General features: G+C 42.2%; 16 protein-coding genes. 14 read left to right on the top strand and 2 right to left on the bottom strand.

Translation table 11 applies throughout. The features are described from left to right. Positions 1 to 182 precede the first annotated feature (182 nt). Positions 183 to 314, bottom strand: coding sequence for a YfhE family protein (locus ACFPRA_RS08935; protein WP_381432942.1), 132 nt, complete (start codon positions 312 to 314; stop codon positions 183 to 185). A gap of 358 nt (positions 315 to 672) precedes the next feature. Between ACFPRA_RS08935 and ACFPRA_RS08930 the strand changes: the two genes are divergently transcribed. The 13 genes from ACFPRA_RS08930 (at position 673) to ACFPRA_RS08870 (ending at position 23,238) form a co-directional block, all read left to right on the top strand. After that, entirely contained in the window at positions 673 to 1,737 is a 1,065-nt protein-coding gene (locus ACFPRA_RS08930; protein ID WP_381432940.1) for an ABC transporter substrate-binding protein, read from the top strand. Between the two features lie 5 nt (positions 1,738 to 1,742). Further along, positions 1,743 to 2,516: an ABC transporter ATP-binding protein gene (locus ACFPRA_RS08925; protein WP_381432937.1), complete on the top strand. Its 774-nt coding sequence runs from the start codon at positions 1,743 to 1,745 to the stop codon at positions 2,514 to 2,516. Positions 2,517 to 2,519: 3 nt separating this feature from the next. Further along, positions 2,520 to 3,311 carry an ABC transporter permease gene (locus ACFPRA_RS08920; RefSeq protein WP_381432934.1) on the top strand — a complete coding sequence of 264 codons (792 nt, stop codon included), beginning with the start codon at positions 2,520 to 2,522 and terminating at the stop codon, positions 3,309 to 3,311. A 701-nt stretch (positions 3,312 to 4,012) separates the two neighbouring features. Further along, positions 4,013 to 4,195, top strand: a complete 183-nt coding sequence (locus ACFPRA_RS08915) for a hypothetical protein (RefSeq protein ID WP_381432931.1) — start codon at positions 4,013 to 4,015, stop codon at positions 4,193 to 4,195. Beyond that, complete coding sequence (locus ACFPRA_RS08910) at positions 4,188 to 5,615, top strand: amidase (protein ID WP_381432928.1); 1,428 nt, start codon at positions 4,188 to 4,190, stop codon at positions 5,613 to 5,615. The genes ACFPRA_RS08915 and ACFPRA_RS08910 overlap by 8 nt, the downstream gene beginning before the upstream one ends. Before the next feature lie 301 nt (positions 5,616 to 5,916). Next, entirely contained in the window at positions 5,917 to 7,134 is a 1,218-nt protein-coding gene (locus ACFPRA_RS08905) for an MFS transporter (protein ID WP_381432925.1), read from the top strand. 100 nt (positions 7,135 to 7,234) lie between these two features. Then, positions 7,235 to 8,641 carry a M20 family metallopeptidase gene (locus tag ACFPRA_RS08900; RefSeq protein WP_381432922.1) on the top strand — a complete coding sequence of 469 codons (1,407 nt, stop codon included), beginning with the start codon at positions 7,235 to 7,237 and terminating at the stop codon, positions 8,639 to 8,641. A gap of 465 nt (positions 8,642 to 9,106) precedes the next feature. Then, positions 9,107 to 10,402 carry a hypothetical protein gene (locus tag ACFPRA_RS08895; protein ID WP_381432919.1) on the top strand — a complete coding sequence of 432 codons (1,296 nt, stop codon included), beginning with the start codon at positions 9,107 to 9,109 and terminating at the stop codon, positions 10,400 to 10,402. A 151-nt stretch (positions 10,403 to 10,553) separates the two neighbouring features. After that, a complete protein-coding gene (locus ACFPRA_RS08890) occupies positions 10,554 to 11,675 on the top strand; it encodes a 5-methyltetrahydropteroyltriglutamate--homocysteine S-methyltransferase (RefSeq protein ID WP_381432916.1) in 1,122 nt (373 codons plus the stop codon). 368 nt (positions 11,676 to 12,043) lie between these two features. Continuing rightward, entirely contained in the window at positions 12,044 to 12,634 is a 591-nt protein-coding gene (locus ACFPRA_RS08885; protein ID WP_381432913.1) for a class D sortase, read from the top strand. 118 nt (positions 12,635 to 12,752) lie between these two features. Continuing rightward, positions 12,753 to 18,968, top strand: coding sequence for a collagen binding domain-containing protein (locus ACFPRA_RS08880; protein ID WP_381432910.1), 6,216 nt, complete (start codon positions 12,753 to 12,755; stop codon positions 18,966 to 18,968). Between the two features lie 154 nt (positions 18,969 to 19,122). Continuing rightward, positions 19,123 to 20,079 (top strand): diguanylate cyclase domain-containing protein, encoded by a 957-nt coding sequence (locus tag ACFPRA_RS08875; RefSeq protein WP_381432905.1) that lies wholly within the window; start codon positions 19,123 to 19,125, stop codon positions 20,077 to 20,079. A gap of 36 nt (positions 20,080 to 20,115) precedes the next feature. After that, the gene (locus tag ACFPRA_RS08870) at positions 20,116 to 23,238 is read left to right on the top strand and encodes a hybrid sensor histidine kinase/response regulator (RefSeq protein WP_381432902.1); all 3,123 of its coding nucleotides are present in this window, start codon (positions 20,116 to 20,118) and stop codon (positions 23,236 to 23,238) included. A gap of 20 nt (positions 23,239 to 23,258) precedes the next feature. Here ACFPRA_RS08870 and ACFPRA_RS08865 read toward each other — a convergent pair whose 3' ends face one another. Further along, a complete protein-coding gene (locus ACFPRA_RS08865) occupies positions 23,259 to 24,398 on the bottom strand; it encodes a response regulator (protein WP_381432899.1) in 1,140 nt (379 codons plus the stop codon). A 230-nt stretch (positions 24,399 to 24,628) separates the two neighbouring features. Between ACFPRA_RS08865 and ACFPRA_RS08860 the strand changes: the two genes are divergently transcribed. Then, positions 24,629 to 25,984, top strand: a complete 1,356-nt coding sequence (locus ACFPRA_RS08860) for a cyclic 2,3-diphosphoglycerate synthase (RefSeq protein WP_381432896.1) — start codon at positions 24,629 to 24,631, stop codon at positions 25,982 to 25,984. The last annotated feature ends 14 nt before the right edge of the window (positions 25,985 to 25,998 follow it).

The following is a 25,998-nucleotide window of genomic DNA, read 5'->3' as shown; positions in this document are numbered from 1 at the left end:
GACATGAAAGAGGCTGAGCTGTTGGTGGAAAAGTATTTACAGAATATCGAGGAGAGAAAAGTTGTTTTTTAAAGAGCGGTGGGCCACAAATGAGCATCGAACTACAATCTGTACCCAATCGACCATTTAGGTGCCCGGTACTCAGGTGAAGGATGAGAGTCCCGGGCACTTTTTGAATGTCTTTAGCCTTTCTTTTCTTTTTTAGTCACTTTATCCGCTTTTCTATACTCTTCCTGATAAAGTACCTCTTGTGTCGAAGACATTCCGTTGTTTTTATCTGTCAATTGCTCGTGCGGAGGTTTCTTTTTAGTCATTTTTCATCTTCCCTTCATTATTTTTTACTTGATTATTTAGTGTGTCCACATGTGAAAGGATTACACTTGAAGGAAAAAAGTATATCTATTATATAGAAAGTAGTAATACGTTACTAAAAAAATTAGTCTTTACGTAAATACATCAGCAGGCGTGTTTTTACTCTACAGTGTTGAAAACGTTCATGAAATATATAATTGTGCATCAATTTATGCTATTCTAAAAGGTGTGGGAAATTGATTTTGAAAAGCGGCGAATAGTCTTTTATAGATTCTATTAATCATTAAAGGTCTTTTTCTGTTGTTTTTTCGGGTCGAGCCATAGCAGAATTGTACGATTAGAATTTGGAGGTAAGGAGACATGAAGAAAAGAATTGTGATTGCATTTTTGACTGTCCTATTATTAGCAATTGGACTGGTTGGATGTGGAAAGGATAGATCGGAAAAGGCGGCCAATTCAGATGGCAACAAAGATAAAGATGCTAAAAAAGAAGCTGTTGAAATTGGCATGTTGAAATTGACAAGCTCAGCTCCTCTGTTCATCGCGCTTGAAAAAGGTTTCTTTGAGGAAGAGGGGATCGATGCCAAAGCAAAATGGTTTGAGGCGGCACAACCAATTGCGGTGGCAACAGCTGGAGGAGATGTAGCTGTTGGGGCTACTGGAATTACAGCGAGCTTGTATAATATGGTTGCTAGTGGGGAAAAGTTAGTGATTGTTGCAGATAAAGGACGAGAACAGGAAGGTTATTCTTCTACTGCAATATTAGTGCCAAGCGACTCGACCGTGACAAGCATTGAAGAGTTGAAAGGGAAAAAAATCGGGATTACACAAACAGGTTCTACATACCATTATATGGCTGGAAGACTTCTGGAGGAAAATGGACTTACGACGAATGATGTCGAACTAGTTCCACTAAACAGTATTCCGGGTCTTATGGATACGTTAGAAAGTAAACAAGTAGACGCAGTGTTATTGAATGAACCGAATGTGTCAAGAGTCGTTGAAGAAGGCTATGGAAAGATAATTGCACAAGTTGGAGACGAAATTGACTATCAAACTTCTGGAATCTTCTTCTCAAAAGCTTTTGCGGATAATACAGATGCCGCTACACGGTTCCTTAAAGCTTATGCAAAGGCAACACAATATTACTATGATGCTGTTTTAACAAAAGAAAACGGCGAGATTGTGCCGGGTGAAAATTATGATGAAGTTATCGGGATCATCGCAGAATATACAGACCAAGAACCGGAGCTGATTAAGAAAGGTCTTCCTTACATAGATCGAGATGGAAAATTGCTTGAGTCTGATATTCAGACACAAATCGACTGGTATGCGAAAGAAAAGTTAGTCGATCAATCAATTGATGCGTCAGAAATCGTGAATACGGAATTACTAGAAAATGCGTTAACGGAATTAGGGAAGTGAGATAGATGAAGGTCGTCATTGAGGATGTCAGAAAGACGTTCGGTGATTCAAAAAAAGGCGAAGTTTTAGCGCTGGAAAATATAAATTTCTCGATTGAAGAGAAAGAGTTTGTTGTTTTAGTAGGGCCGAGTGGATGCGGGAAGTCGACACTTCTGAATATCGTAGGCGGATTATTATCACCGACGAGTGGAACGGTCTATTTTGAAGGTGAGATGGATAAGAAGCCGGATCTATCGATTGTTTTTCAGGAGATTGCATTATTTCCATGGCGAACCGTTTATGAAAATGTGATTTATGGGCTGGAAGAGAAAAAAGCAAGTAAACAAGAGCAAAAAGAAAAAGGCGATTATTATCTTGATATGGTCGGCTTAACAGGATTCAAAGAGGCTTATCCGAAACAATTATCCGGCGGTATGAAACAACGGGTCGGCATTGCAAGGGCGCTTGCGGTTGAACCGGATCTATTGCTGATGGACGAGCCATTTTCCGCGTTAGATGCGCAAACCCGAACGTTGATGCAGGAAGAGCTCTTGACGATTTGGAATCGTACGCAATTGAGTACACTTTATGTGACGCATAACATTCAAGAGGCTGTTTACTTAGCGGATCGCGTAATTGTTTTATCTAGACATCCGGGACGGATTAAAGAAATTATCAAGATTGATTTACCGAAAATGGGAAGAGATGAAGAACAACACAGAGCTAAATTTGAGCAATATGCAGATGACATTTGGCAGCTTATCCGTCAAGATGCCGAGGATGCCCTAAAGGAGTTATAACGGATGACTAAACAGAGACAAATCATTACGAACCGCGTTGCTTTTCTTGAAAAAAAGATTCCCATTTATGCTTCTTTTTTAGGTTTAATCGGTCTGCTTGCGATATGGGAAATCATATGTAGCTTGAACCTTGTTTCTCCTTTGTTTTTGCCCGCCCCTTCAGCGATTGTAACGACCGGATGGGAAATGCTGGTGAGCGGAGAAATTTATGAGAACCTCGTTCCAAGTCTTTACCGCATTGTGATGGGCTATATAATCGGATCTATTTTTGGGGTTTTAATCGGTCTGCTTCTTGGCTTTTCCAAATGGGCAGATGCGATTGGAACACCGGTTGTTTACTCGATTTATCCGATTCCGAAAATTGCCCTATTGCCGTTGTTCATCTTATGGTTGGGAATTGGTGAGCTATCCAAAGTGACTATTATTGCATTGGGTGTCTTTTTTCCAGTGGTCATCAATACATTCTCAGGTGTGAAGAATGTGGATCCCATCCTCATAAAAGCGGCCGTTACATTTGGGTCTAGCCCTTTTAATGTCGTTCGTAAGGTTATTTTACCTGGCTCACTTCCGATGATTTTTGCAGGTTTGAAACTTGCTGCGGGGACATCCTTGTTGTTGCTTGTATCCGCAGAAATGATTGCTGCCCAAAATGGAATTGGTTCAATGGTTTTACACTATGGTAATTTAATGATCACAACGAAGCTGATGGTAGGGGTAATCGTGTTATCCTTGCTCGGATTGACATTTAACCGATTGCTCCAATGGTTGGAATATAAGCTCATTCCATGGAAATAAAAAATGCTTTTCTAAATAGTGCCAGCGTATAAAACGATGCCGAATTGCTTTATACGCTGGTGCTTTTTGTATTTAATTCCAAAAAGAGATCATTTTTAAGTGAATGGATACGCCAAGTGATCTATGTGCCTAGAAAAATACCATAAACAATGGTGAATTATTTTGGCGTTGAGCCTTTATTTTTTGTCGGAAAATATAATTTAGAATAATTTGATAATTATAAAGATTTATAGTACACTAGAGTCGTTGTGTGAATATTATTTTGGTGGTGATAGCTTTCTAGTCGATCATTTAGTTGTTCATTGGCAGGTATTTATCCTAATTTTTGCGAACAATTTGTACCGATTGTAATACTTTTAACTTAATTCAGCAGAAGCTCTTCCTTCTATAATTGGTTGAACGAATGGTAGACATGCATTCCGTTCAGGGAGATTAAAACTCGGCTGAATCAAGTTAAAGCCTCCGGCGGATGTCACGGATTTTGAAAGGAGTTAAAGAAGGCAGTCTAAGTGCGCGACGTCCTAAAAGAAAAGTGCCTTAATTTCTGCAAAGATCGCAGAAATACGGCAAATCGAACCCTTTGCTGTTCGATTCGCAACGACTGCATGACCTACATCCTGTAGGCCTCAAGCTCAGTTCAAAATCTGGACGCAATTACGCCAAGGCGCAATTGATAAAAAACTAATTGGAGTGATTTATTAATGACGGTGTCAATTCGGGAATTATTTGCTGCAAAAGATCTAAAAATACCGGAAGAGGACTTCAAAGTGGTGGAGTCACGTTGGAATGCGATTGCAAAGCTGAAAGAACAAATAGAGGATCTACCATTAGAAAGCTATGACATCTCATTATGCAATACTGCGGGAGGTGATCATATTGAGTAAAGAACTGATCTCTCTTGCTATTGAAGAATTGGCGCCGCTGATCGAGAAACAAGAAGTTTCTCCAGTTGAGTTGACAGATGCCGTTTTGGATCAGGTGGATGCGCTTAATGAGCAAAACAATGCTTATATTTCTATTACGCATGAAAGTGCGAAAAAAGCTGCGAAACAAGCGGAACGTGAAATTGCGGAGGGGAATTACCGCGGAAAGCTTCACGGGATTCCGATGGGTATAAAGGATAATATTTATTTTAAAGACGAAGTGACAACGATGGCATCGAAAATCCATCGTGATTTTGTATCGGATTATGATGCGACGGTCATTGAGAAATTGCGTGATTCAGGCGTCGTCTTTACAGGAAAGTTGAATATGCACGAGTATGCTTGGGGAATCACGAATAATAATCCTCACTTTGGTCCAGCGCGTAACCCGTGGGATCTGGAGAAGATTCCGGGCGGATCGAGCGGCGGTTCAGGCGTCGCTATTGCGGCCAATATGAGTATCGGGACGCTTGGAACGGATACAGCAGGTTCCATCCGAATTCCTTCTTCGGCTTGTGGTATTGTCGGGCTGAAGCCAACACATGGTCTCGTCAGTAAATATGGTTGCTGGCCGCTTGCTTGGTCATTGGATCATATCGGTCCGATGACGAAGACGGTGACAGATGCGGCAGCAATGTTGGAAGCACTTGCTGGATTTGATCGCAAAGATCCGACTTCCGCGAATGTACCAAGCGTGAAGTATACGGAAAAATTGACGGGCGATGTCAAAGATCTTGTTATCGGTGTCAATGAGGATTACTTCTTTAAAAACGTCGATTCAGAAGTGGATAAACTGGTCCGCGCTGGTATTCAAGCATTGGTCGACCAAGGGGCAAAAGTGGAAGTCGTGCCGATTCCTTCGTTACAATATGCTGAATACGCGGAGTTGATCACTTCATTATCCGAAGCTAGCGCAATTCATCATAAGAATTTACAAAAGCGCCCGCATGATTTCGGAGATGATATCCGCTATCTCTTTGAATTGGGTGAAATTCCATCAGCCGTCGATTATTTACAGGCACAGCAAATTAGAAGGAAAATCAAACTCGAATTCCAAAAAGCGTTTGAAAAAGTGGACGTGCTCATTACTCCGACGTTGCCATTGATCGTCCCGAATATCGGGGAAGACTTGGCGAATATTAACGGAAAAGAAGTCGATCTGATCGAAAATATTATTCGATTCACAGGGCCGGGCAACTTGACGGGTCTACCGGCTCTGACGATTCCATGTGGATTGGTCAATGGAATGCCAGCCGGGATGCAAATTATGGGACCAGCCTTCAGGGAAGATCTTGTCTTGAATGTCGCTTATGCATTCGAAAAGACAAACCCATTAAAAGGCGCGCGCCCGCAATCCATTGCCGCTACATCTGTAAAGTGATGGTAGGGTACTCCTAAGCTGAAGTAGAAAAACGACTGAACAGGAAAAATTCCTGTCAGTCGTTTTTTGTCGTGGAAAAGGGGGATACTAAACATGTGAAGAGTGCTATATATTCCGGAAAGTAGACGACATTTTGGATAAAGAACGCAACGTTCCGATGTAAGTTGCTAACTCGTTATGCCGAAAAAATGTATTGCGTTATGCCTAACTATTATTTATAGTATTCTACATAACGAATGTTTCGTTAATTATGCGGTAAATGAGGTTATGAGTATTACATAATAAAAAAGGGGGGTCTATTATGGTTTCTGCGAAACATAGAAATCTAATTTTGTTTTTACTTTTTCTCGGTTGGGCGATTGGGAACTTTGACCGGTATTTTATCAATTATGCCGTTTTGTCCATCACGGAAGATTTACAATTGAGTCCGACGAGTACAGGGCTAATTTTGAGTAGTTTTTTTGCAGGATATGCATTGATGCAAATTCCTGGAGGTTGGTTAGCGGATAAATTCGGTTCCAGAAGGGTTCTGATGGTCTCTGTTCTTATGTGGTCGATCTTTACTGCGATGACCGGTGCGGTTTGGTCATTGGCTTCAATGGTCGCCATCCGTTTTCTGTTCGGGATCGGTGAAGGTGGATTCCAGCCTTCGAGTTCGAAATTGATTTCGCAAACGTTTCCAATGGATAAACGAGCATGGGCGATGTCCATTATGCTGTCATCCGGTGGGATTGTGTCGCTGATCGTTCCGCTTCTTTCCGCTTATATGTTGACCACGATCGGTTGGCGTGTGTCTTTCTTCATACTGGGTGGTATCGGGATTGTGATTACGATTCTCTACTGGGCTTTCATCAAACTCCCTGCACATGTAAAAGAAGAGGAATTGAAACAGCAAGGCGAGAAAAAACAAGGGATTTTTGGGCAATTATTGAAAACGCCGCTCATGTTGAATCTGTTTATCGCTTATTATAGTATTTATGCCATCAACTGGGGCTTGGCAACATGGTTGCCGACTTATCTTGTCAATGTAAGGGGACTCGACTTGATTTCGCTTGGCTGGGCGCAAACGATTCCAGGTTTAGCGATGATCGTTTCCATGTATTTATCGGGGTATGTGATTGACAGACTCCCACTTGGGAAGGAAAAAATAGTAGGAGCAGTTGCTTGTGTTGTCGTCAGTATCTTGTTATACCTCATGTTCAATGCACCAAATGTAACGATTTTCGTCACGTATCAGACAATCGTCATCCTCTTTATTTCATTTGTCATGTTGCTTTTACCGGCAGTCATTTTGAAAAGGCTTCCATCTACGGTTACAGGGACAAGCATGGGGATTGCCAATACGGGCGGTCAATTAGCGGGCTTTATCACGCCGCTGGCAATCGGTTATATTGTGCAGACGTTCAATGGATCGTATAATGCTGCGTTTTGGATGTTGATCGTTTTTGGTATCATCTGTACGGTATCCTTACTGACATTGAATTTTAAAAAAGGTGAGTTGCTACAAGCGAAAGCGTAGGATTTTGAAGGGACTTAGTTGCGCTTATTTAAGTGCGCGATTCAAAATCCGGACGCAATTACGCCGAGGCGTAATTGATTAATGCAAGGAGGAATGAATGATGAACATACAGCAAACAGTTTCCAAGTTGATTGAACAGAAACGGGAAAAATTTATCGCGTTAAGCGATCAAATTTGGAGCATTCCGGAGTTGTTTTTTGAAGAACATCAATCATCCGCCTATTTGAGCAGAGCTTTGGAAGAGGAAGGGTTCCAAGTCGAACGAGGTGTCGCAGGGCTGGAAACAGCTTTTGTCGGAAGTTATGGATCAGGAAAACCTGTCATTGCGATTCTTGGAGAGTTCGACGCATTGGCGGGGCTAAGCCAGAAAAAAGGGCTTACCCATCATGATCCAGTCGTCGATGGTGGAAATGGACATGGTTGCGGACATAATTTGTTGGGGACAGGCGCATTTGCGGCAGCTGTAGCCGTTAAAGAATATATGGAGTTGAATCAATTGGACGGGACGGTCCGTCTATACGGTTGTCCGGCTGAAGAAGCTGGGTCGGGAAAAGCCTTTATGACGCGGGCTGGTCTGTTTGACGATGCGGATATCGCACTGTCATGGCATCCATGGGATGTACCGGGGCTGATGAATGCACGGATGCTCGCCAATTATTCCGCTCGTTTCAAGTTTAAAGGAAAGAGCGCACATGCCGCGGCAGCGCCTCATTTAGGCAGAAGTGCACTCGATGCAGTGGAGCTGATGAATGTCGGTGTCAACTATTTAAGGGAGCATATGGTTCCAGATGCACGGATCCATTATGCGGTGACGGATACAGGCGGCAGTTCGCCGAATGTCGTTCAAGCGAATGCGGAAGTCGTTTATTTGATCCGTGCGTTGGAGAAAGAGGATGTGAAGTCGCTTTACGAGCGAGTCCATGACATTGCACGCGGAGCGGCGTTGATGACCGGGACGACGTTTGACGTTGAATTTGAAGGGACGGCTTCCGATCTGATTCCGAATGCTGTGCTGGCAGATGTGATGTATGATAATCTGGCGAAAGTGGAGCTTCCGACTTACGATGAAAAGGATTTGAAATTTGCCGAAGAAATCCGTGCTACGTTATCCGAAGCAGATGTGAACAATGCGTATGCAGGTCGGGATCGAGAAACGGTGAAGAAATTGAAAGAACGAGTCCTTGCAGACTTGATTCCACCTCATTCCAAGGCAGAGGCCGTATTGTCCGGCTCTTCTGATGTCGGGGATGTCAGCTGGGTCGTTCCGACGATGCAATGCTTGAGCGCTTGTTTTACAATTGGCACTCCGCTTCATACATGGCAAGTTGTTTCACAAGGAGCCACTCCGATTGCGCATAAAGGGATGCTGCATGCCGGAAAAGTGATTGCTTCCACTGCTGTTCAATTGATGGAAAATCCGGCGCTCATTGAACAGGCGAAAGCTGAGTTGCAAGAACGCTTGGATGGGAAAACCTATGAGTCATTGATACCAGAAACGGTGAAATAATATACTTAATGTGAGGCTGAAGCGATTCAGCCTCTTTTTTGATGGATATCATGCGAATTTACCGGTAAAATTAACTTGATTCAGCAGAAGTCCCCCACTTCCGTAAGTGAAGGGATGAATGCCAGAAAGTACTTCAATCAGAGGGAGTTCAAACTCCCTGTAGCTGACGCTTCGCTTACAGTACAAAAAAATTTGCTGATTAGAAGAACTCAGGCTAAGGTCGCCGCGTCCTGCGGCAACGCCTGAGTGACCAACATCCTGTTGGCCCAAGCCTCCGGCGGATGTCACAGATTTTGAAAGGAGTTAATTGCGAATCGAACGGCGAAGGGTTCGATTTGCCTTAATTTCTGCGTTCTTTGCAGAAATTAAGGCACCAGCCATGAGAAAGCGCAATTCAAAATCTGGACGCAATCACGCCGAGGCGCGATTGATTGAACAGATGTATGCAGAAAGTAGGGAGCCGTCATGTATAAAATTGCGGTTGTCGGTCCGCGTCAATCAGTGGATAGGATTTTGACATTGGCAAGGGAAATCGAAAAAGAATTGGAATTCGTCCCTTATGTTTATAGCAAAACGGCCGAAGTGAAAGAGTTTGTAATAAACCCGGAGACACCGGTCGATTTTTGGCTTTTTTCAGGGTATATCCCATATAAAGTTGCCGTGAATGCGGTAGGGACCAATGAAAACTTCGTTTATATTGATTCCAGCGAATTAAGCATTTATAAAGGAATTGTAGAACTTTCAGCAGAAAGTGGTCAAATGTTGGAGCGGATCAGCGTAGACATGATCGACTCGTATTTTTATGAAAATGATTTACTCCAGCTAGAACAACCATTGCAAAAAATGTACTTGAAAACATTCGATGTGGACATCCAAGCGGAGGACTTATTTGATTTCCATTATGATTTATGGCAACAGGGAAAAATCGAGGCGGCACTCACTTGTTATCCGACGGTCTATGCTGATTTGCAAAAGGTGGGGATTCCAGCATTCTGGCTATCACCGACCCGCCATGAAATCATCCATACCATTCGGATGTTCTTTGAGAAAATAAAAACTTCCTATTATAAAGATGCGCAGATTAGCGTGGTTATTATGGAGATTTTAGCGTATGACGCCATCAAAGAAAAAATGAAAGAATCTTATCGATTGGACTATTTGGAACTCGATTTGAAAAAGACGCTCATTCAACTTTGCGAACGTTTGGATGGCTCGCTTTTCGAACAAGGAAATGGTCGCTATGCCATCTTTAGCACAAGGGGAGCCGTCGAGCAGGAAATCGGTGCGTTGAAAGATAAGGTGAATTATCTTTCCTTGGAAGCGGATTCGGCTGTTGCAGTCGGCATCGGATTCGGACAGACGGTCTTTACGGCCGAGACGAATGCTTACCGGGCCATTCGGGAATCGAAAGGGAAAGAGCAACATGAAATCATCATCGTACAAGAGGATGGCATGATGATCGATGCCGTCGGGAAGGAAGAAGAACTCACCTACGCCTACCGGACAGACGACAAAGAATTTTTAGCAAAACTGGATGAAGGAAACATCAGCATCAAAACGTTCAAACGGCTTGAATCTTTAATCCGTAAAATGGATTGGGCCACCTTCACAACAAAGGACTTGGCCATTCACTTGAAAATGAGCGATCGAAATGCCCAACGCATCGTCTCTGACTTATGTAAAGTAAGTATAGTGGAATGTGTCGGAGAAGAATTGCGTTATTCAAGGGGCAGACCGCTGAAGGTTTATCGGTTAATATGAGTGTGAATAGAACCAGGAAATCGAACAATCTAGTATTGTTTGATTACCTGGTTATTTTATATTTATTCAGAAAACTGCGTCCGTAAAACGGTTATGTATGTTAGCATAAAATTACAACTACAATTTTTGACAACAGAAGGGAAGAAGTGCCATGAAGCAGATCACTTTGACAAAAGCACCGTTTCGAGCGGATCATGTAGGTAGTTTTTTGCGTCCACAGCGACTAAAAGAGGCACGAGCACAATTTTTGGAAGGGCAGCTGACGAAAGAAGAGCTACGCGCGATTGAGGATACGGAAATTGCGAAGCTTGTAGAAAAGCAGAAGGAAGTTGGACTGACAGCGGTGACGGATGGGGAGTTCCGCCGAAAGTGGTGGCATTTGGATTTCATACAGGCATTAGAAGGGATTCGGGTTTACGATATCGACGCAACCGGGCTATTCAATGGCACGATGAAAAAAGCAACGCTGTATACAGTGGATTCTAAATTAGGGTTCCCAGCGGATCATCCATTTTTGGAAGATTTCAAGTATCTGAAAAGCATTGCGGGGGAACATATCGCTAAGTTGACGATACCGGGACCGAATATGATCTTTTATTCGGGAGTTGTCAACAGTCAGCCGTATTTGGATAAGCCCGCTTATTCTTCGCTGGACGAAGTGGCACAAGCTATTGTCCAAGTGTATCGAGATGCGATTGAAGCGTTTTATGAAGCGGGCTGTCGCTATTTGCAGTTGGATGATACGAGTTGGGGCGCACTTTTCAGCGATGATTTCAGAGAAAAGATCATAGCAAAAGGATTTGATCCAGATGAATTGGTAAAAAAATTCGCGGATATTACAGTTGAAGCGGTAGCGAATAAGCCGGAAGATATGGCCGTCACGATTCATATTTGCCGTGGAAATTTCAAATCATCTTGGCTCTATCAAGGAAACTATGAGCCAATTGCGGAAGAGTTATTTTCTCGTGTCAATGTGGACGGATTCTTTTTGGAGTTTGACGACGAACGTGCGGGCGATTTTTCACCATTGCGCTTCATTCAAAAACAGAAAGTCATTTTAGGCTTGGTCACATCAAAGACAGCGGAACTCGAAGATCCAGCCGAACTGAAAAGGCGCGTAGAAGAAGCGACGCAATATGTCCCGATCGATCAACTTTGCATCAGCCCACAATGTGGATTTGCCTCAACGGAGGAAGGAAATACAGTTTCTGAACAGGACCAGTGGAATAAATTACGGCTTGTTGTTGAAACAGCAAAGGAAATCTGGGGATAAAACATTTTTGAGGACTAGGTTCCAAAACAATTGTGAATTGTTTTGGGCCCTGGTTCTTTTTTTTCTGTGGAAGAAAGCAACTCTCCGCTCCTATGAAAGAAAACAATACCTTATAAGAAGTACTCAACACTCTCCTTCTCTCGAAAAAGGAATTGACTAATTTTGAATATATATGCCCAATTCATACTTACGCATTACCCATCATAAAGTTATGTGTGCAACTTCAGCTTGTGTTTAAGGGGACTGGATCTGTCTAGTCTTCTTTTATTAGTGTGAAAAAAGAAGAAATCCCTCCGACTTTAAGTGTTTTGTAAGAGCAACATTATACGATAAACAAGTAACAGGATTTTGGAAAAGGAGAAATTGGATTGCGGAAAATCATGGGACTGTTCTTTATTCTTATTGGTGTTGCCATTTTTTTGTATCCTCTGTATGAAAACATGCAATATGATCGCGAACAGCAACAGTTATTGGACAGCTTTGCGCAACTGGGCAATACGGAACAATTGGAGCAAGCATCTATGCAGGTTGAACAGACAAACGAGGACAAGTCCGACTTATTAAAAGGGGCACGTGGCTTAATATCCATCGATAAGATTGACTTGGATATGCTCATTTTCGACGGCACGTCTACCGAAGCGCTGAGCAAGGGAATCGGGATGATTGAACCACAAAAAGAATTCGGTGTGAATAATATCGGACTGGCCGGACATCGGGCAATCACCAAGGGCAAACAATTCAATCGTCTAGACGAATTAAACGTCAACGACGAAATCCAAGTGACAACGTCAATTGGAACACTTGAATTTGCCGTAGTCGACACCTTTGTCGTCCACCAATCGGAAGTATCCGTCCTAAATGACCAAGACGAGCCATTACTCACACTTGTTACATGCACACCAATCGGCTCACGCAATCCGCCGCATCGACTCATCGTTCAAGCGGCACTCGTACCTTGATATTTATATAATTTTATATAAATAAATATGATGAATGAAAAGGGGAAATGGGTATGGCAGCGGGAAGTGCCTTTTACAAGGCATACAGACAAGACGATAAATTTATAGGGGGGAGAGCATGAAGAAATTAAGCATATTTGTCCTAATGTTGCTGATTATTGGTCAGACGATATTGGGGCCGATTGCGACGGTTAGTGCGAGTGAAATTCCTGTTGAAGAAAGCACTTATAATGACGGGCATGAGGAAGGTACAGAGGAACAAATAGGTGAAGAAACACCTAAACCGGAAGAATCTACTTTAACTAATGAAACTGATGAAACTAACATAGAAGAAGTGGATGGTAAAGAATTAGGAACCGGCGAAAGTGGGAGCACGGAAGGTGAAGAAGAAGCGTCTGACAATGGTGAAGACGAAGAAGTAAATAAAAATGAAGAGCCAAAAAGCGACGAAAGTGTTGACACAGATCAACTGGGCTGCGAAGAACAGCTAGCTGGTGAAGAATTGGCTGAGTGTGATGAGTTAAACGCTGACGACTTGTTAATGGCTGAAGCTTTGGAATTTACACCTGATGAGGTTAAAATGGATTTTCTCGGGCTTGAGATTGGTGATTTAGTCATCAAAAATTCTGACGACGCTCAAGGTGTAGAATTGAAAGAAGGACAACAGGCAAAGATTCTCTATGCATTTAACTTAGATCTAAAAAAACCTTACGGCGAAGGTTCAACTTTCACCTTTCAATTGCCACAGTCCATTGTCGTATTTGACCAAAGTGCATTAAGTGGAACGGTGAGTATACCTGGCGAACCTTCTTTTAAATATGAGACAGACAAATCTGGTGTCGTAACCGTCACTTTTCTTGACGAATTGCAACCGGGCGAATATACATTGCATTTAAACTTCAGTGCGAAATTCGGGAATTTTGGAAGTGAGGAAGATTTAGATCAAGAAATGGAAATTCCGATCAAAGGCAGTGAAACGGTAACGCTAAAGCTCACCTTTGTGCCTAAAACAAGTAGCTGGGCGATGTCCAAAGAAGGAACTGTCGAATCTAAAGATGGAAAAAAGTACATTAACTGGACAGTATGGACAAACCGGGCAGGGAAAGCGTTAAAAGATGCTAAGCTTAACGATACGTTAGGTGATGGGCATGAACTTGTTGAAGGCTCGATTAAGGTTGAAAAGTATAAAGTGGGTCTGAATGGTGTAATTGAACCTTCGATTGATACTTCAAGCCACGGTAAATTCCCAATTCCATTAGATGACGGTAAGTTTTCCTATAAAGTGACCTATCAGACAGAAGTAACACGAGTAGCGGAAAATATAACAGAAACATTCACGAATGACGCCAGTCTAACAAATAATGGGTCTACTACGGAAAAAGCCGGCAATGATGTTTCCATCACATATGGTACCCCGTTGTCAAAGTCTCGAACCGGCGGCGATAAATATAGAGCCAACTGGGAAATCCATTACAACTATTTAGGTGCCGAAATTGAAGCAGGGCATGCAGAAATTACAGATGTCCTTGAAGGGAAGCATGAAGTTGATTCCGCTTCAATAAAAGTTTACGAAGTGATTGTCGATGCTAATGGTGATGAAGAAAGTGCCTTTCTATTAGATATTAGCAGTTATACAACGAATTTAAGCGAAGACAATAAAAAACTTGTGATTGACTTCGCAAAAAGTGCTTCGAATGGCCATGTGACTAAAGCATTCAAAGTGACATACGACACTGTCGCAACGGAGGAGTTTATTACGGGGGATTCGGTCGTCAAGAATACGGTGACGAGTACGAATACAAACAGCTCTGATAAAGCATATACAGCGACTGGTACGTTGCCATTAGGCCAAGGGATTTTTGATAAATCTAAAGGGGCAATCGATTATGACAATAAAATAATCACTTGGAAATTAACGATTAACGCTGAAAAAGATTTAAAGAATTTTATCATTACAGATGCGTTCACACCGACAGATGGTGAAAGTCATCAAACACTTTTGAAAAACGAAGAGAATAAGTATTTCACCATTGAAGGTTATGACGGCACTACTACAGAAACAGACGTGACGGCAAATAAGGGGTACACGTTAACATTTAACGATGTAATTCCAGAAGGTTCAAAAGTGACGATCACCTACAAAACAAAATTCGATATTCAATTGAATGGAACGGCATATGAAAAGTATGGAAACAGTGCAACAGCGAAATGGAAGGGTCAAAGTTCTGAAGATAATACAGTTACGAAAGAAGCGGAATACAAACCCGGCGATAGTCCGACAGGTCACAATGGGTATAAAAACGGTAGCTTCAACCATATAACTCAACAATTCACTTGGACGATTGCCGTCAACATTAACAAGCAAAATATCAATGACGCGACATTGACGGATACGTTAGGGGGAGGCCACCATATCGCCATTCCTGATGGAAAAACGCTTCAGGATCAAATTTCCGTCAAGCAACTAAATTTATCGAGTAATGATACAGGAACACCTGGAAACGAGTTACCAACAGAAAAATGGGACGTAACAGCTACAGAAACAGATGGCCTTGTAACAGGCTTTACAATTACATTTAAAGATTTGGATGACAATCAAAAAAATCAAGCGTATATCATTGAATACCACACAATCGACTCAGATGAGATTATCGGTCAAAGTGATGGCTCGAACGTCTATAAAAATAATGCGCTCTTCAAAACAACGGATAAAAAAGAGTATCCATTTTCAAAAGAAGTGACGGTTTCCCATGCAAACGAGCTCATTTCAAAAAATGCCCTAACAAATCAGAATGAGGAAACGATTACTTGGACGGTCGATGTGAACAAATCACACTCCCATTTAGGTGAGATTAGGTTAACAGATATACCATCTGAAAACCAACTGCTATTGAAGGATACACTTCGAATTCGTGAATATAACATGTCTAAAGAGGGAAAAATTGAATACGATGAATGGAAGAAAGTGGATGCAAGTAATGTGACGTTCCCTCCAGAGGGCGGCTTCGAGTTAACGTTAGGTGATTTAACAAAGAAGGGCTACCAAGTAGAATACAAAACATTCTTTACAGGTGGAAACGGTGATGAGTTTTCAAATAAAGCCACAATCAACTATGAAGGCACAGCAGGTGAGAAACAAGAAACAGAGGATTCCAATAAAGGTAATTTCGAGTTCAATCAATCTTCAGGAGGTATCTCGTCAGATAAAGGGAAAGTCAAGCTTCATAAAGTTGGCTATAACCCCGCAACCGGAGAAAAAGTGGATTTGAAAGATATTGTATTCGAACTGTATAACATAACAGGCGAATATAAGTTGGATGAAGCAACGTCAGACGAAAATGGCGAATTTACCTTCGAAAATATTCGATATGGAAAATACGTTATTAAAGAAGTTGCAGCACCAGAAAGATACGTGAAGAGTGCTGACATTGCCTTCACGATGGGCGGAAATACAGACATTTTACTTGAGGGGAATCAAGATAAAATCGTCGAAGTGATAAACGTCGAAGATATTCCAGAAGGTAAGATGTGCAACAACTATACTTTAACCGTAAAAGATCAAAATGGTAAACCACGTTCGAATGTTCAAGTGAAGTTTATTGGTGAAAACGGCAATATGGTAGTTAAACGTACAGATGCAAACGGTGTAGTAACTCCTTCGCGTACTGAACTACCTGCCGGTAAATATCAAGTGGTAGAGCTTGGTGACAACGGAGATGAATTAGACACCTTACTCGAAGAATTATCCGTCATCTACACACTTGATAATTGTGAAAACAGCATTCAACCAGGACCATCTTGTGAAGATTTCACGATTGCAGTTAAAGATGAAGAGGGAATTCCCCGTTCAAATACAACAGTGACATTAAAAGACAAAGACAGTAATGAAATTGCTACAGTAACAACAAACGATCAAGGCGAATTTACAGTGCCGACTACAACACCAGCAGGAAAGTACAATTTATATGAAGACAAACAATTTCTTGGTGAGGTGGAAATTGATTATAATGGCAACAACTGTGGAACAACAGTTACACAAGCACCCGTTTGTGAAGACTTTATATTAACAGTAAGAGATGTTGATGGCGATATTCTGAAGGATGTAAAAGTCATCATTAAAAACAAATCAGATGACAGTGTCGTGGTGGAAGGTATAACAGATGCAAATGGTGAAGTAACATTCAAGGACTTAGAGCCTGGTGAGTATGAGGTCTACGAAGAAGATGCGTCTACGCCTTTCGATAGGTTCGTTGTTGACATTACTTGTGAAGCAGAAGTACAACCAGCACCAACATGTAAATCTTTTACGATCGTTGTAAAAGATGAGGAAGGCAATCCACGTCCTAACGTTCAAGTAACAGTGAAGGATGCAGCTGGGAATGTAATTCCGACATACGGACAATCGACAGATGAATACGGGAAAATTACACTCCCTACAACAACGAAGCCGGGGACATACAGCATATATGAAGGCGAATTGTTGTTTAAGACCCCAATTGAAGTGAGTTACAAAGAGGATTGTTATACAGAAGTACAAGGTGCACCTTATTGTGAAGACTTCACCCTAACTGTACAAGACAGAAGTGGCAACCCACGTGCGAATGTTTTAATTACAGTAAAAGATGCATTAGGCACAACTGTAATTGAGACAGAGACAACAGATGATGGTGTAGTAAAAATTCTTAATAAAATCGAACAAGGCACGTATAGTGTGTACGAAGGGACTAGATTGGTCAATTCATTCACTGTCGAGGATGAATGTGAAGCAATCGTGAAGCAGCAGTCCAGTGGAGGTGGCGGTACTCCACCTACACCACAAACCTGTGATATTTTCACAGTAACAGTGAAACAAGAAGGTGTTGAAGTGGGAGCGGATGTCGAGCTTACGTTGAAGTCGGGTGCGACGGAAGTGCCGGGCAAGACGAATGCAAATGGAAAAATTGTTTTCGCGAAAGACAATTTGTCGGAAGGCACATACACTGTGCTCGATAAAGACGGTAACGAAGTCGGTTCTCTGACAGTTACCTACACAGAAGGCGAATGTCAAACGGAAATCGATCTTGCATCGAAAACATGTGATGCTTTCACACTCACGGTGAAACAATCCGGTGAACTTGTGGAAGAAAACACAAAAGTTACCTTGAAAGATCAAGCCGGCAATACGATTGCAACGGGTACGACAGATGCGAACGGCAAGCTTGTCTTTGAACAAGCTGATCTACCGGCAGGCACGTACACGGTGTATGACGAAAATGATCAATCGATTGGCACGGTCAAGGTATCTTACACAGAAGGTGAGTGTCAGGCAGAAATCGATCTTGCGCCGAAAACATGTGATGCATTCACTCTCACGGTGAAACACTCGGGTGAACTTGTGGAAGCAGCCACAGAAGTAACGTTGAAAGATCAAGAGGGCAATACGATCGCAACGGGTACGACAAATGTGGATGGCAAGCTTGTCTTTGAACAAGCTGATCTGCCAGCGGGCACGTACACAGCATATGACAAAGACGGCCAAAAAGTTGGAACTGTGGCAGTGTCTTATGAAGAAGGTAAGTGCCAAGCCGAATTGGACTTGACGCCAAATCAACAGGTATGTACAGTGTTCACACTGACGGTTCAAAACCGAAATAGTAATCCCCAAGTAGGTGTTTCCATTACCATCAAAGATTCGGCGGATCATGTCATTACACATGAAGGCAAAGAATCTTTTGTTACGGATCAAAATGGTCAAATCACGATCGGTTTACTAACATCGGGTGCATACAAAGTGTATGTGGATGGTAACTTGCTGGGTGAATTTACAGTGAACGATACTTGCTCAGCAATCGTGAAGCCAAGGTCATCTGGTGGCGGCGGTGGCGGTGGAGGAGGCGGTGGAACTCCTCCAACAAAGCCGGAAGAACCAAGTGAACCGGATAAACCAGGAGAAACGGAAGAACCAGAAAATCCTGAAACATCTGAGCCAGGTGAATCAGGAACAGAAACACCAGGATCAGGTACAACTGACCCAGGTACACCAGGAACAGAAACACCAGGATCAGGCACAACTGACCCAGGTACACCAGGAACAGAAACACCGGGAACAAGCACGACTGACCCAGGCACGCCAGGTGCAGAAACACCAAGCGTATCCGAGCCAGGTTTGCCAGGTGCTGAAGTTGCCGGGGCCGGTGAAGGAAAGCCGAGAGCACCGGGAGCAGGTGAAAAAGCAGGAAATAAATTACCGCAAACGGGTGAGGCATTCCCGATCGGTTCCATTGCGGGCGGATTGGGAGCGATCGCTCTAGGTGCGTGGTTATTGTTTAGAAGAAAAAGAGAAGCGCAACAGTAAATTCAAAAGCAACCATCGGAAAAGCCAGTCGTTTTCACTTCAATTGTGAAGCGGCTGGTTTTTTCTTTTCATTTCTTTAAGAGTTTTTTAAGAGTTTTTTTGTATAGTAATAAGATAAAAGTACTATGAAGCCTACAAAGATAGGAGAATCGACATGAAGTTTTGTTTTTCAGACTTTGGAAAAGAGAAAATGGATGCTCCTGTACAAGCCGATCCACTAGAAATACTTAAACATACATTGACACAAGCGTTTATTCTTACGGTTTTAGATGATGAGGGAAAAGTGATTGACTTGAATGGAAATTTCGTGAATACCTTCAATTATACGTTGCACGATTTGTATTTGCAGGATTACTGGAAGTTGTATTCCAGCTACCATGCTGATCGCTTTTTGGAAGAGATCTGGACTGTCGTTCAAAAGGGAGAGCAATGGTCAGGGGAATTATGCCATCGTACTAGAAAAGAGGAGTTAATCTGGCTTTCCTCTACTATTATTCCAGTTCGGGATAACGGAAAAGCGCCAAGTCGCATGCTTGTGGTTTCTACCAATATTTCGAAGCACAAAGAAATGGAGAAATGGCAGCATCTCGCTTGTCATCATGAGCTTACAAATTTACCGAATCGGAGGATGTTGGATCAGGTGATGGAATCGTCCGTTGCAACAGCGCAACGTAAGCGATCGCAACTTGCCGTTCTTTATATGGATATCGATCGTTTTAAAACGATTAATGATACGCATGGGCATGCCGTAGGGGACCTCGTTTTGAAAGAGGTTAGTAGCAGGCTCGTCCGTGTGCTCTCTTTGCCAAACTACGTTTTTCATGTAAGTGGGGATGAGTTTGTGCTGATCATTGAGGATATGGGGAAATTGGAAGTGCTTGTCCAAGCAATGATGGAGCTTTTCAGCAAACCGTTCACCGTCAATCAACTTCAAATCAAAGTAAGTGCCAGTATAGGCATGAGCATTTACCCGGATCATAGTACAGATCTTAGTCGGCTCGTCGAGTACGCGGATGTAGCAATGTACGATGTAAAAGGACGGAGTGGAACGAATTTCCGGAAATATAGCCCATCCAGCTGTTTACCAGATGCTACTTTTGAAAACGAATGAAAGAGAACGACTAAATAAGGTCATAGAAAAAGAGGTTTGAGTTATGAGGATAAAAAAGAAGCATCATCTACAATGGCAGCGTTAACCATCATGAACAAGAAGAAAATGATTGGGATCGTCGTTCTATTTACATGTGTATTGCTGAGCTTTCGCTTGCTTTGGGTCCATCATCATCTGACCTTGGATTATTCGTTTGCAGAGGATGGGATTCTCGATTTAAGAGGGGTAGAGTTGCAAGACCATCAACCGATTACGCTGAATGGGGAATGGCTCTTTTACCGTGAGCAACTCATTGATCCGCAGAAGATGGAGAAGCCGTTATCAGACTTGAGACCAACTGAAATAACAGTTCCCAGTGGTTGGAGAGAAATTGTATCTGAAGATGACCGTTCGCATTATGGGTATGGGACTTACCGGCTACGTATTTTATTGGCTGGACAATCCGAACCGTATACGCTGAACTTTAAAGAAATCAGATCCAGTGCGACTGTTTTTGTGAATGGTAAAAAGGTAGCAGAGATGGGGCGTGTAGGGGAAACTGCCGAATCGGCTATCCCGGACTGCCGACCATTCGAAGTAACAATCGATGGAAATTTACAAGAAATTGACCTCGTTATTCAAGTTTCGAATTTCCATATGAGCCGTTCAGCCGGAATCGCAAAATCGATCTTGTTCGGGACGTCCACGGCCGTAAACAAAGCTCAAACACAGTCCTTCATGATGCAATTTGTAGTCGTGACGATCCTGTTGCTTCATTGTATTTATGCGTTCGTCATCTTCCTTGCATTTGTAAGAAAGAAGGAATTGGTTTATCTATCCCTGGCGTTTCTTTCTGCGGCTCTTTCCGTCTTGGTAGATGACGATAAAATCTTACTTTACTTATTTCCGGCTATTAGTTGGGAAACGTGGATAAAACTACTGTATATTTCCTATGCTAGCAGTGCATTTTTCATGTTGCAATTTAGTAAATCTCTTATGATGAGAAATTCAAATGGAACGATGCGGCTATTCACCTTGTTTAAGGTGATAAACCTTATCTATTTGCTATATATTGTCTGCGTGTTGATTGATTTGAAAGTGATTATTACTCCGCTTTTTACCGTCATCATGGTTCTTATTCCATTGATGGTCCCTCTTGTCATATTGAGACTGGTAGAAGTAGCAGGCAAAACGGGGGTCATCTACTTACTGTTATCAACGATCAGCATTGCATCCAGTGCAATATGGGGTGCTATTAAGAGTAGAGTCTATACTTCATTTTCTTACTATTCATTCGACATTATCATGGGTGTTATCTTCTTCGCGGTATTTTGGTTTAAACGTTTTCATGAAGCGACGAATGAAAGCAAGGACTTGACGGCAAAATTGCAAAAGGAAATGCAAAGAAAAGATGATTTCCTTGCCAATACATCACATGAATTGAGAAATCCGCTACATGGCATCATGAATATTTCCCAAACGATTTATGATACCGAAAAGGATAAGTTGGATGAAGAAAATAAGCGGAGCTTGGAAATTTTAATGACAGTTGGACGCCGGATGTCAATGACCTTGAACGACCTACTTGATATGACGAAGCTGAAGAACGATGGCATTCGGTTACAAATGAAGGACGTGGATATCACCTCTGTTGCGTCGAGTGTGTTTGATATGTTGCACTTTATGAGGGAGGGGAAGAAGATTTCCTTTGTCCAAGCGATCCCTGAATCATTTCCACTTGTAAAAGCAGATGAAAACCGTCTTTTTCAAATACTGTTTAACTTAGTGCATAATGCCGTGAAGTATACGAACGAGGGGGAAATTACCGTTTCAGCGGAAATGAAACAAGGGATGGCGTTCATCCATGTAAAAGATCATGGGATCGGTATGGATGCAGAAACAGTGGAAAAGGCATTTCAGCCATACGAACAGGCGGACTCAGAAATGACTGCGATTGCAGGGGGAATCGGCCTTGGGTTAAGCATTTGCGACCAATTGGTTAAGTTGCATGGAGGAACCTTATCCGTCAATTCTTCCATCGGTCAAGGGTCTACATTTACTTTCACTCTACCCGTAGTGGAACATCAGCAAGCGAAGAGTAGTTCTAAGCCAAAAAGAGTCCACGACGCGGAACCGGTCAAAGTGAAAAGAACGCCGGAGATCTACTTGAATGAAGAGTTACCCCGTCTATTAGTGGTGGATGATGATCCATTGAATTTAGCCATTGTCGAGCGTATGTTACAGGCCGAACACTATCATGTTGTCACTTGTACAAGCGGACAAGTGGCATTGGGGTTATTGGAAAAGAAGAAGTGGGACCTTCTCATTTCCGATGTCATGATGCCGCAGATGTCTGGTTATGAATTGACACGGACCATCCGGGAGCGGTTTACGTTGTCGGAGTTGCCGATCTTGCTATTGACAGCACGCAGTCAAGTGGAAGATATCCAAACGGGATTTTTATCTGGCGCGAATGATTATGTAACGAAGCCTGTAGAAAAACTGGAATTGATTACAAGGGTGAGGGCATTGATAGATTTGAAAGTGTCCATTCATGAAAAGGTGCGATTGGAGGCAGCATGGCTGCAAGCGCAAATCCGGCCTCACTTCCTTTTCAATACGTTAAATACGATTATGGCGTTAAGCGAGCTGAATCCACCTAAAATGTTGGAGTTGCTAGATGAGTTTGGAAATTATTTATATGCAAGTTTCGCTACACAAAATCTAAATCAGTCTATTCCATTGGAAAAGGAACTGGAATTAGTCCGTTCCTATGTATTTATTGAACAACAACGATTCGGATATCGCTTGAATATCGAGTGGGAGGTTGAAAAAATACCGGACGCTCAAGTTCCCCCGCTCGCCATTCAAACGCTTGTGGAAAATGCGGTGAATCATGGCGTGTTAAAACGTCCTGATGGGGGGACGGTTTGCATTCGAATCATCGAGCAACGGCAATCGATCGAAGTTTCAATCATAGATGATGGGGTCGGGATATCGGAAGAAAAGTTGAATAGACTGCTTACTCATCCCATCGAAGGGGAGCAAGGTATTGGTTTACTGAACACCAATAAACGTCTAAGGCAACAATATGGTCATGGGTTGGTGATAACGAGTACACCAGATGTGGGAACAACGATTACATTTACAATTCCCACAGACAGGAAAGCGCCAATCTAAACAAGCAGTTGGCGCTTTCCTTATGACTCATGTGCATATAGAATCGATTCGTATAGTTCGTTTGTTGCTCGGCTTGGTAAAATACCGAGATCCTCAAGCAATAGTTTTTTGAAATCATAGAACAGCTTGATAGCATCCCCACGGTTTCCAGCAAGGATATGGTGTTGCATCAGTTGCTGCAGTACCTGTTCAGAATAGGGATTATAGTGTAGAAGTAGTTGTAAATGATGCTGTTTTTTAACGGAATCCTCATTGTCGTGATAAAAGTCAATCATATTTTGAAGCAGCAACAATAGTTTCTGGCGAAGGTTTTGTGCTTTGACAGTCGCCCATCCGTATCCGTTTTTCTCCATATAGTCGCCGCTGTATTGCTGCACGAGTTGCTCGTACTGTTGAATATTCGTCCGGTTTACTGCATCATGTTCGTCCAAGACCCTTTCCAGTGTGATGGCATCGCATTGGAAGTTATGTAATTTCAGTATATAGCTTTGGCTGGAAAATGTTAAAGTACCTGGAGAGCCATTCGCCTCCAATGTTTTCCGCAAATGCGAAATAGCAGTATGCAATTGGATTTTGGCTTTTGCGTAGTCGACCCCTGCCCATAGTACATCGATAATCATGTCCCTGTTTATATAGGTATTCAAATTGGAAATGAAAAAAGCGAATAGTTCCTTCACTTTGGCTGTTTTCCATTTGACAGGGGTTTCATTATAGTAGACTGCAAACTCATCAAAACAGTTGATTTTCAATGCAGGGGAAGGGTGTTGTTGTGCAGTGTCGGATAGGATGTCGTTCAGTTGCAGTTGTTCTTGGATGCGTGAAACGGTTTTTTCTAGGCGGTTTTTCATCACAGGTTTCATCAAATAATCAATCGAATCGAGCTCAAAAGCTTCTATTGCATAATCTCGATAAGCGGTCACAAAAACAATATATACATCTTTGTTCCAGCTTTGAATGATTTCAGCCAAATCAAGTCCGTTTACCCCAGGCATATGAATGTCTAAAAACACTACATGAAAATCAAGCTGTGGCATTTCATCTAATACTGCTTGTGTATTTGAAAAAGTTTTAATTACTTGGACCGTACCCAATTCGGTTAAAATCTTTTCCATATGTTGTAAGGCGAATTGTTCGTCGTCCACTAAAATTGCGCGTATCATGAAAACACCTTCTTTCAACGTGTACGTTACATCAGCATTGGATCTTGAATAAAAAAAGTGTTGATTACTTTCCTGAAAATTCATTTATAATTACTATATCGTTGAACCTATATTTTGTCCAACTTTTAATTTCCACTTAATTGGATACAAATAATTTTAAAAAGTGATTGTATTAAAATACATGATAGTTTATAATTATAAACAAGTCATAGGAATTAGGAGAGAATGCTATGGAAAAGAAAAATATTATTATCATAGGCGCTGCAGGTAGAGATTTCCATAATTTTAATACAGTTTATCGTAATAATGAAGCATATAATGTCGTTGCATTTACAGCGACTCAAATTCCTGATATAGATGGTCGTAAATATCCAAGTGAACTGGCGGGTGAATTATATCCGGAAGGGATTCCGATTTATTCACAAGATCAGTTACCTGAATTAATAGAAGAATTAGAAGTAGATGAATGTGTATTTGCTTATAGTGATATCGGTTATGAAGACGTGATGGGCATTGGTGCGGTCGTCAATGCGGCGGGTGCTAACTTCACATTACTCGGATCGAAAGGTACACAGTTAAAGAGCAATAAACCAGTCATTTCAGTTTGTGCTGTGCGTACTGGAACTGGAAAAAGTCAAACGTCACGTAAAATTATCGAAACATTGCTTGAGCATGATTTGAAAGTCGTTGCAATCAGACATCCGATGCCTTACGGTGATTTAAATGCACAACGCGTACAACGTTTTGCGACAGTGGAAGATTTGAAGAAGCATAATTGTACAATCGAAGAGATGGAAGAGTACGAGCCACATGTAGCTCGTGGCAATATCATCTATGCGGGCGTGGATTATGCAGATATTTTAGCGGCAGCGGAGAATGATCCGGACGGTTGTGACGTCATTCTTTGGGACGGTGGAAATAATGATTTCTCCTTCATCAAGCCTGATCTAGCCGTGACAGTATTGGACCCGCATCGTCCAGGCCATGAGTTGAAATACTACCCTGGCGAAGTGAGCTTACGAACAGCTGATGTATCCATCATCAATAAAATTGATAGTGCAACGAAGGAAGCTATTGAAATCGTTGAAAATAATATTAAATTTGCAGCACCGAACAGCACAATCATTAAAGCTGAATCAACAATTACCGTTGACAATCCAGAAATCGTTGCTGGAAAACGAGTGTTGGTCGTTGAAGATGGTCCAACATTGACACATGGCGAGATGAAAATTGGGGCAGGTTCGGTCGCAGCTGAACGTCTAGGCGCGAAAGAAATCGTTGCAGCAAAACCATTTGCAGTCGGTACAATCGTTGACACGTACAATAAATACCCACATATCGGGAATATCCTTCCGGCAATGGGGTATGGCGAACAACAATTGAAAGACCTTGAAGAAACGATCAATAACGCGGACTGCGATGCAGTGATCATCGGCACACCCATGGACCTAACCCGTATCATTTCCATCAACAAACCTTGTACACGTGTGCATTATGACCTTGACGAAGTAGGAAATCCGAACTTGGGCGAAATCTTAAAAGGCTTCATCCTAGAACATGAACTGACAAAAAGTAATAGCCTATAAAATATGGTCCGCCC

Origin of the sequence: Sporosarcina soli, from assembly GCF_042655805.1 — a bacterium.
Taxonomy (GTDB): Bacteria; Bacillota; Bacilli; order Bacillales_A; family Planococcaceae; genus Sporosarcina; species Sporosarcina soli.
The sequence above is the reverse complement of the archived record's forward strand: the minus strand, read 5'-3'. Positions and strand labels throughout refer to the sequence as shown.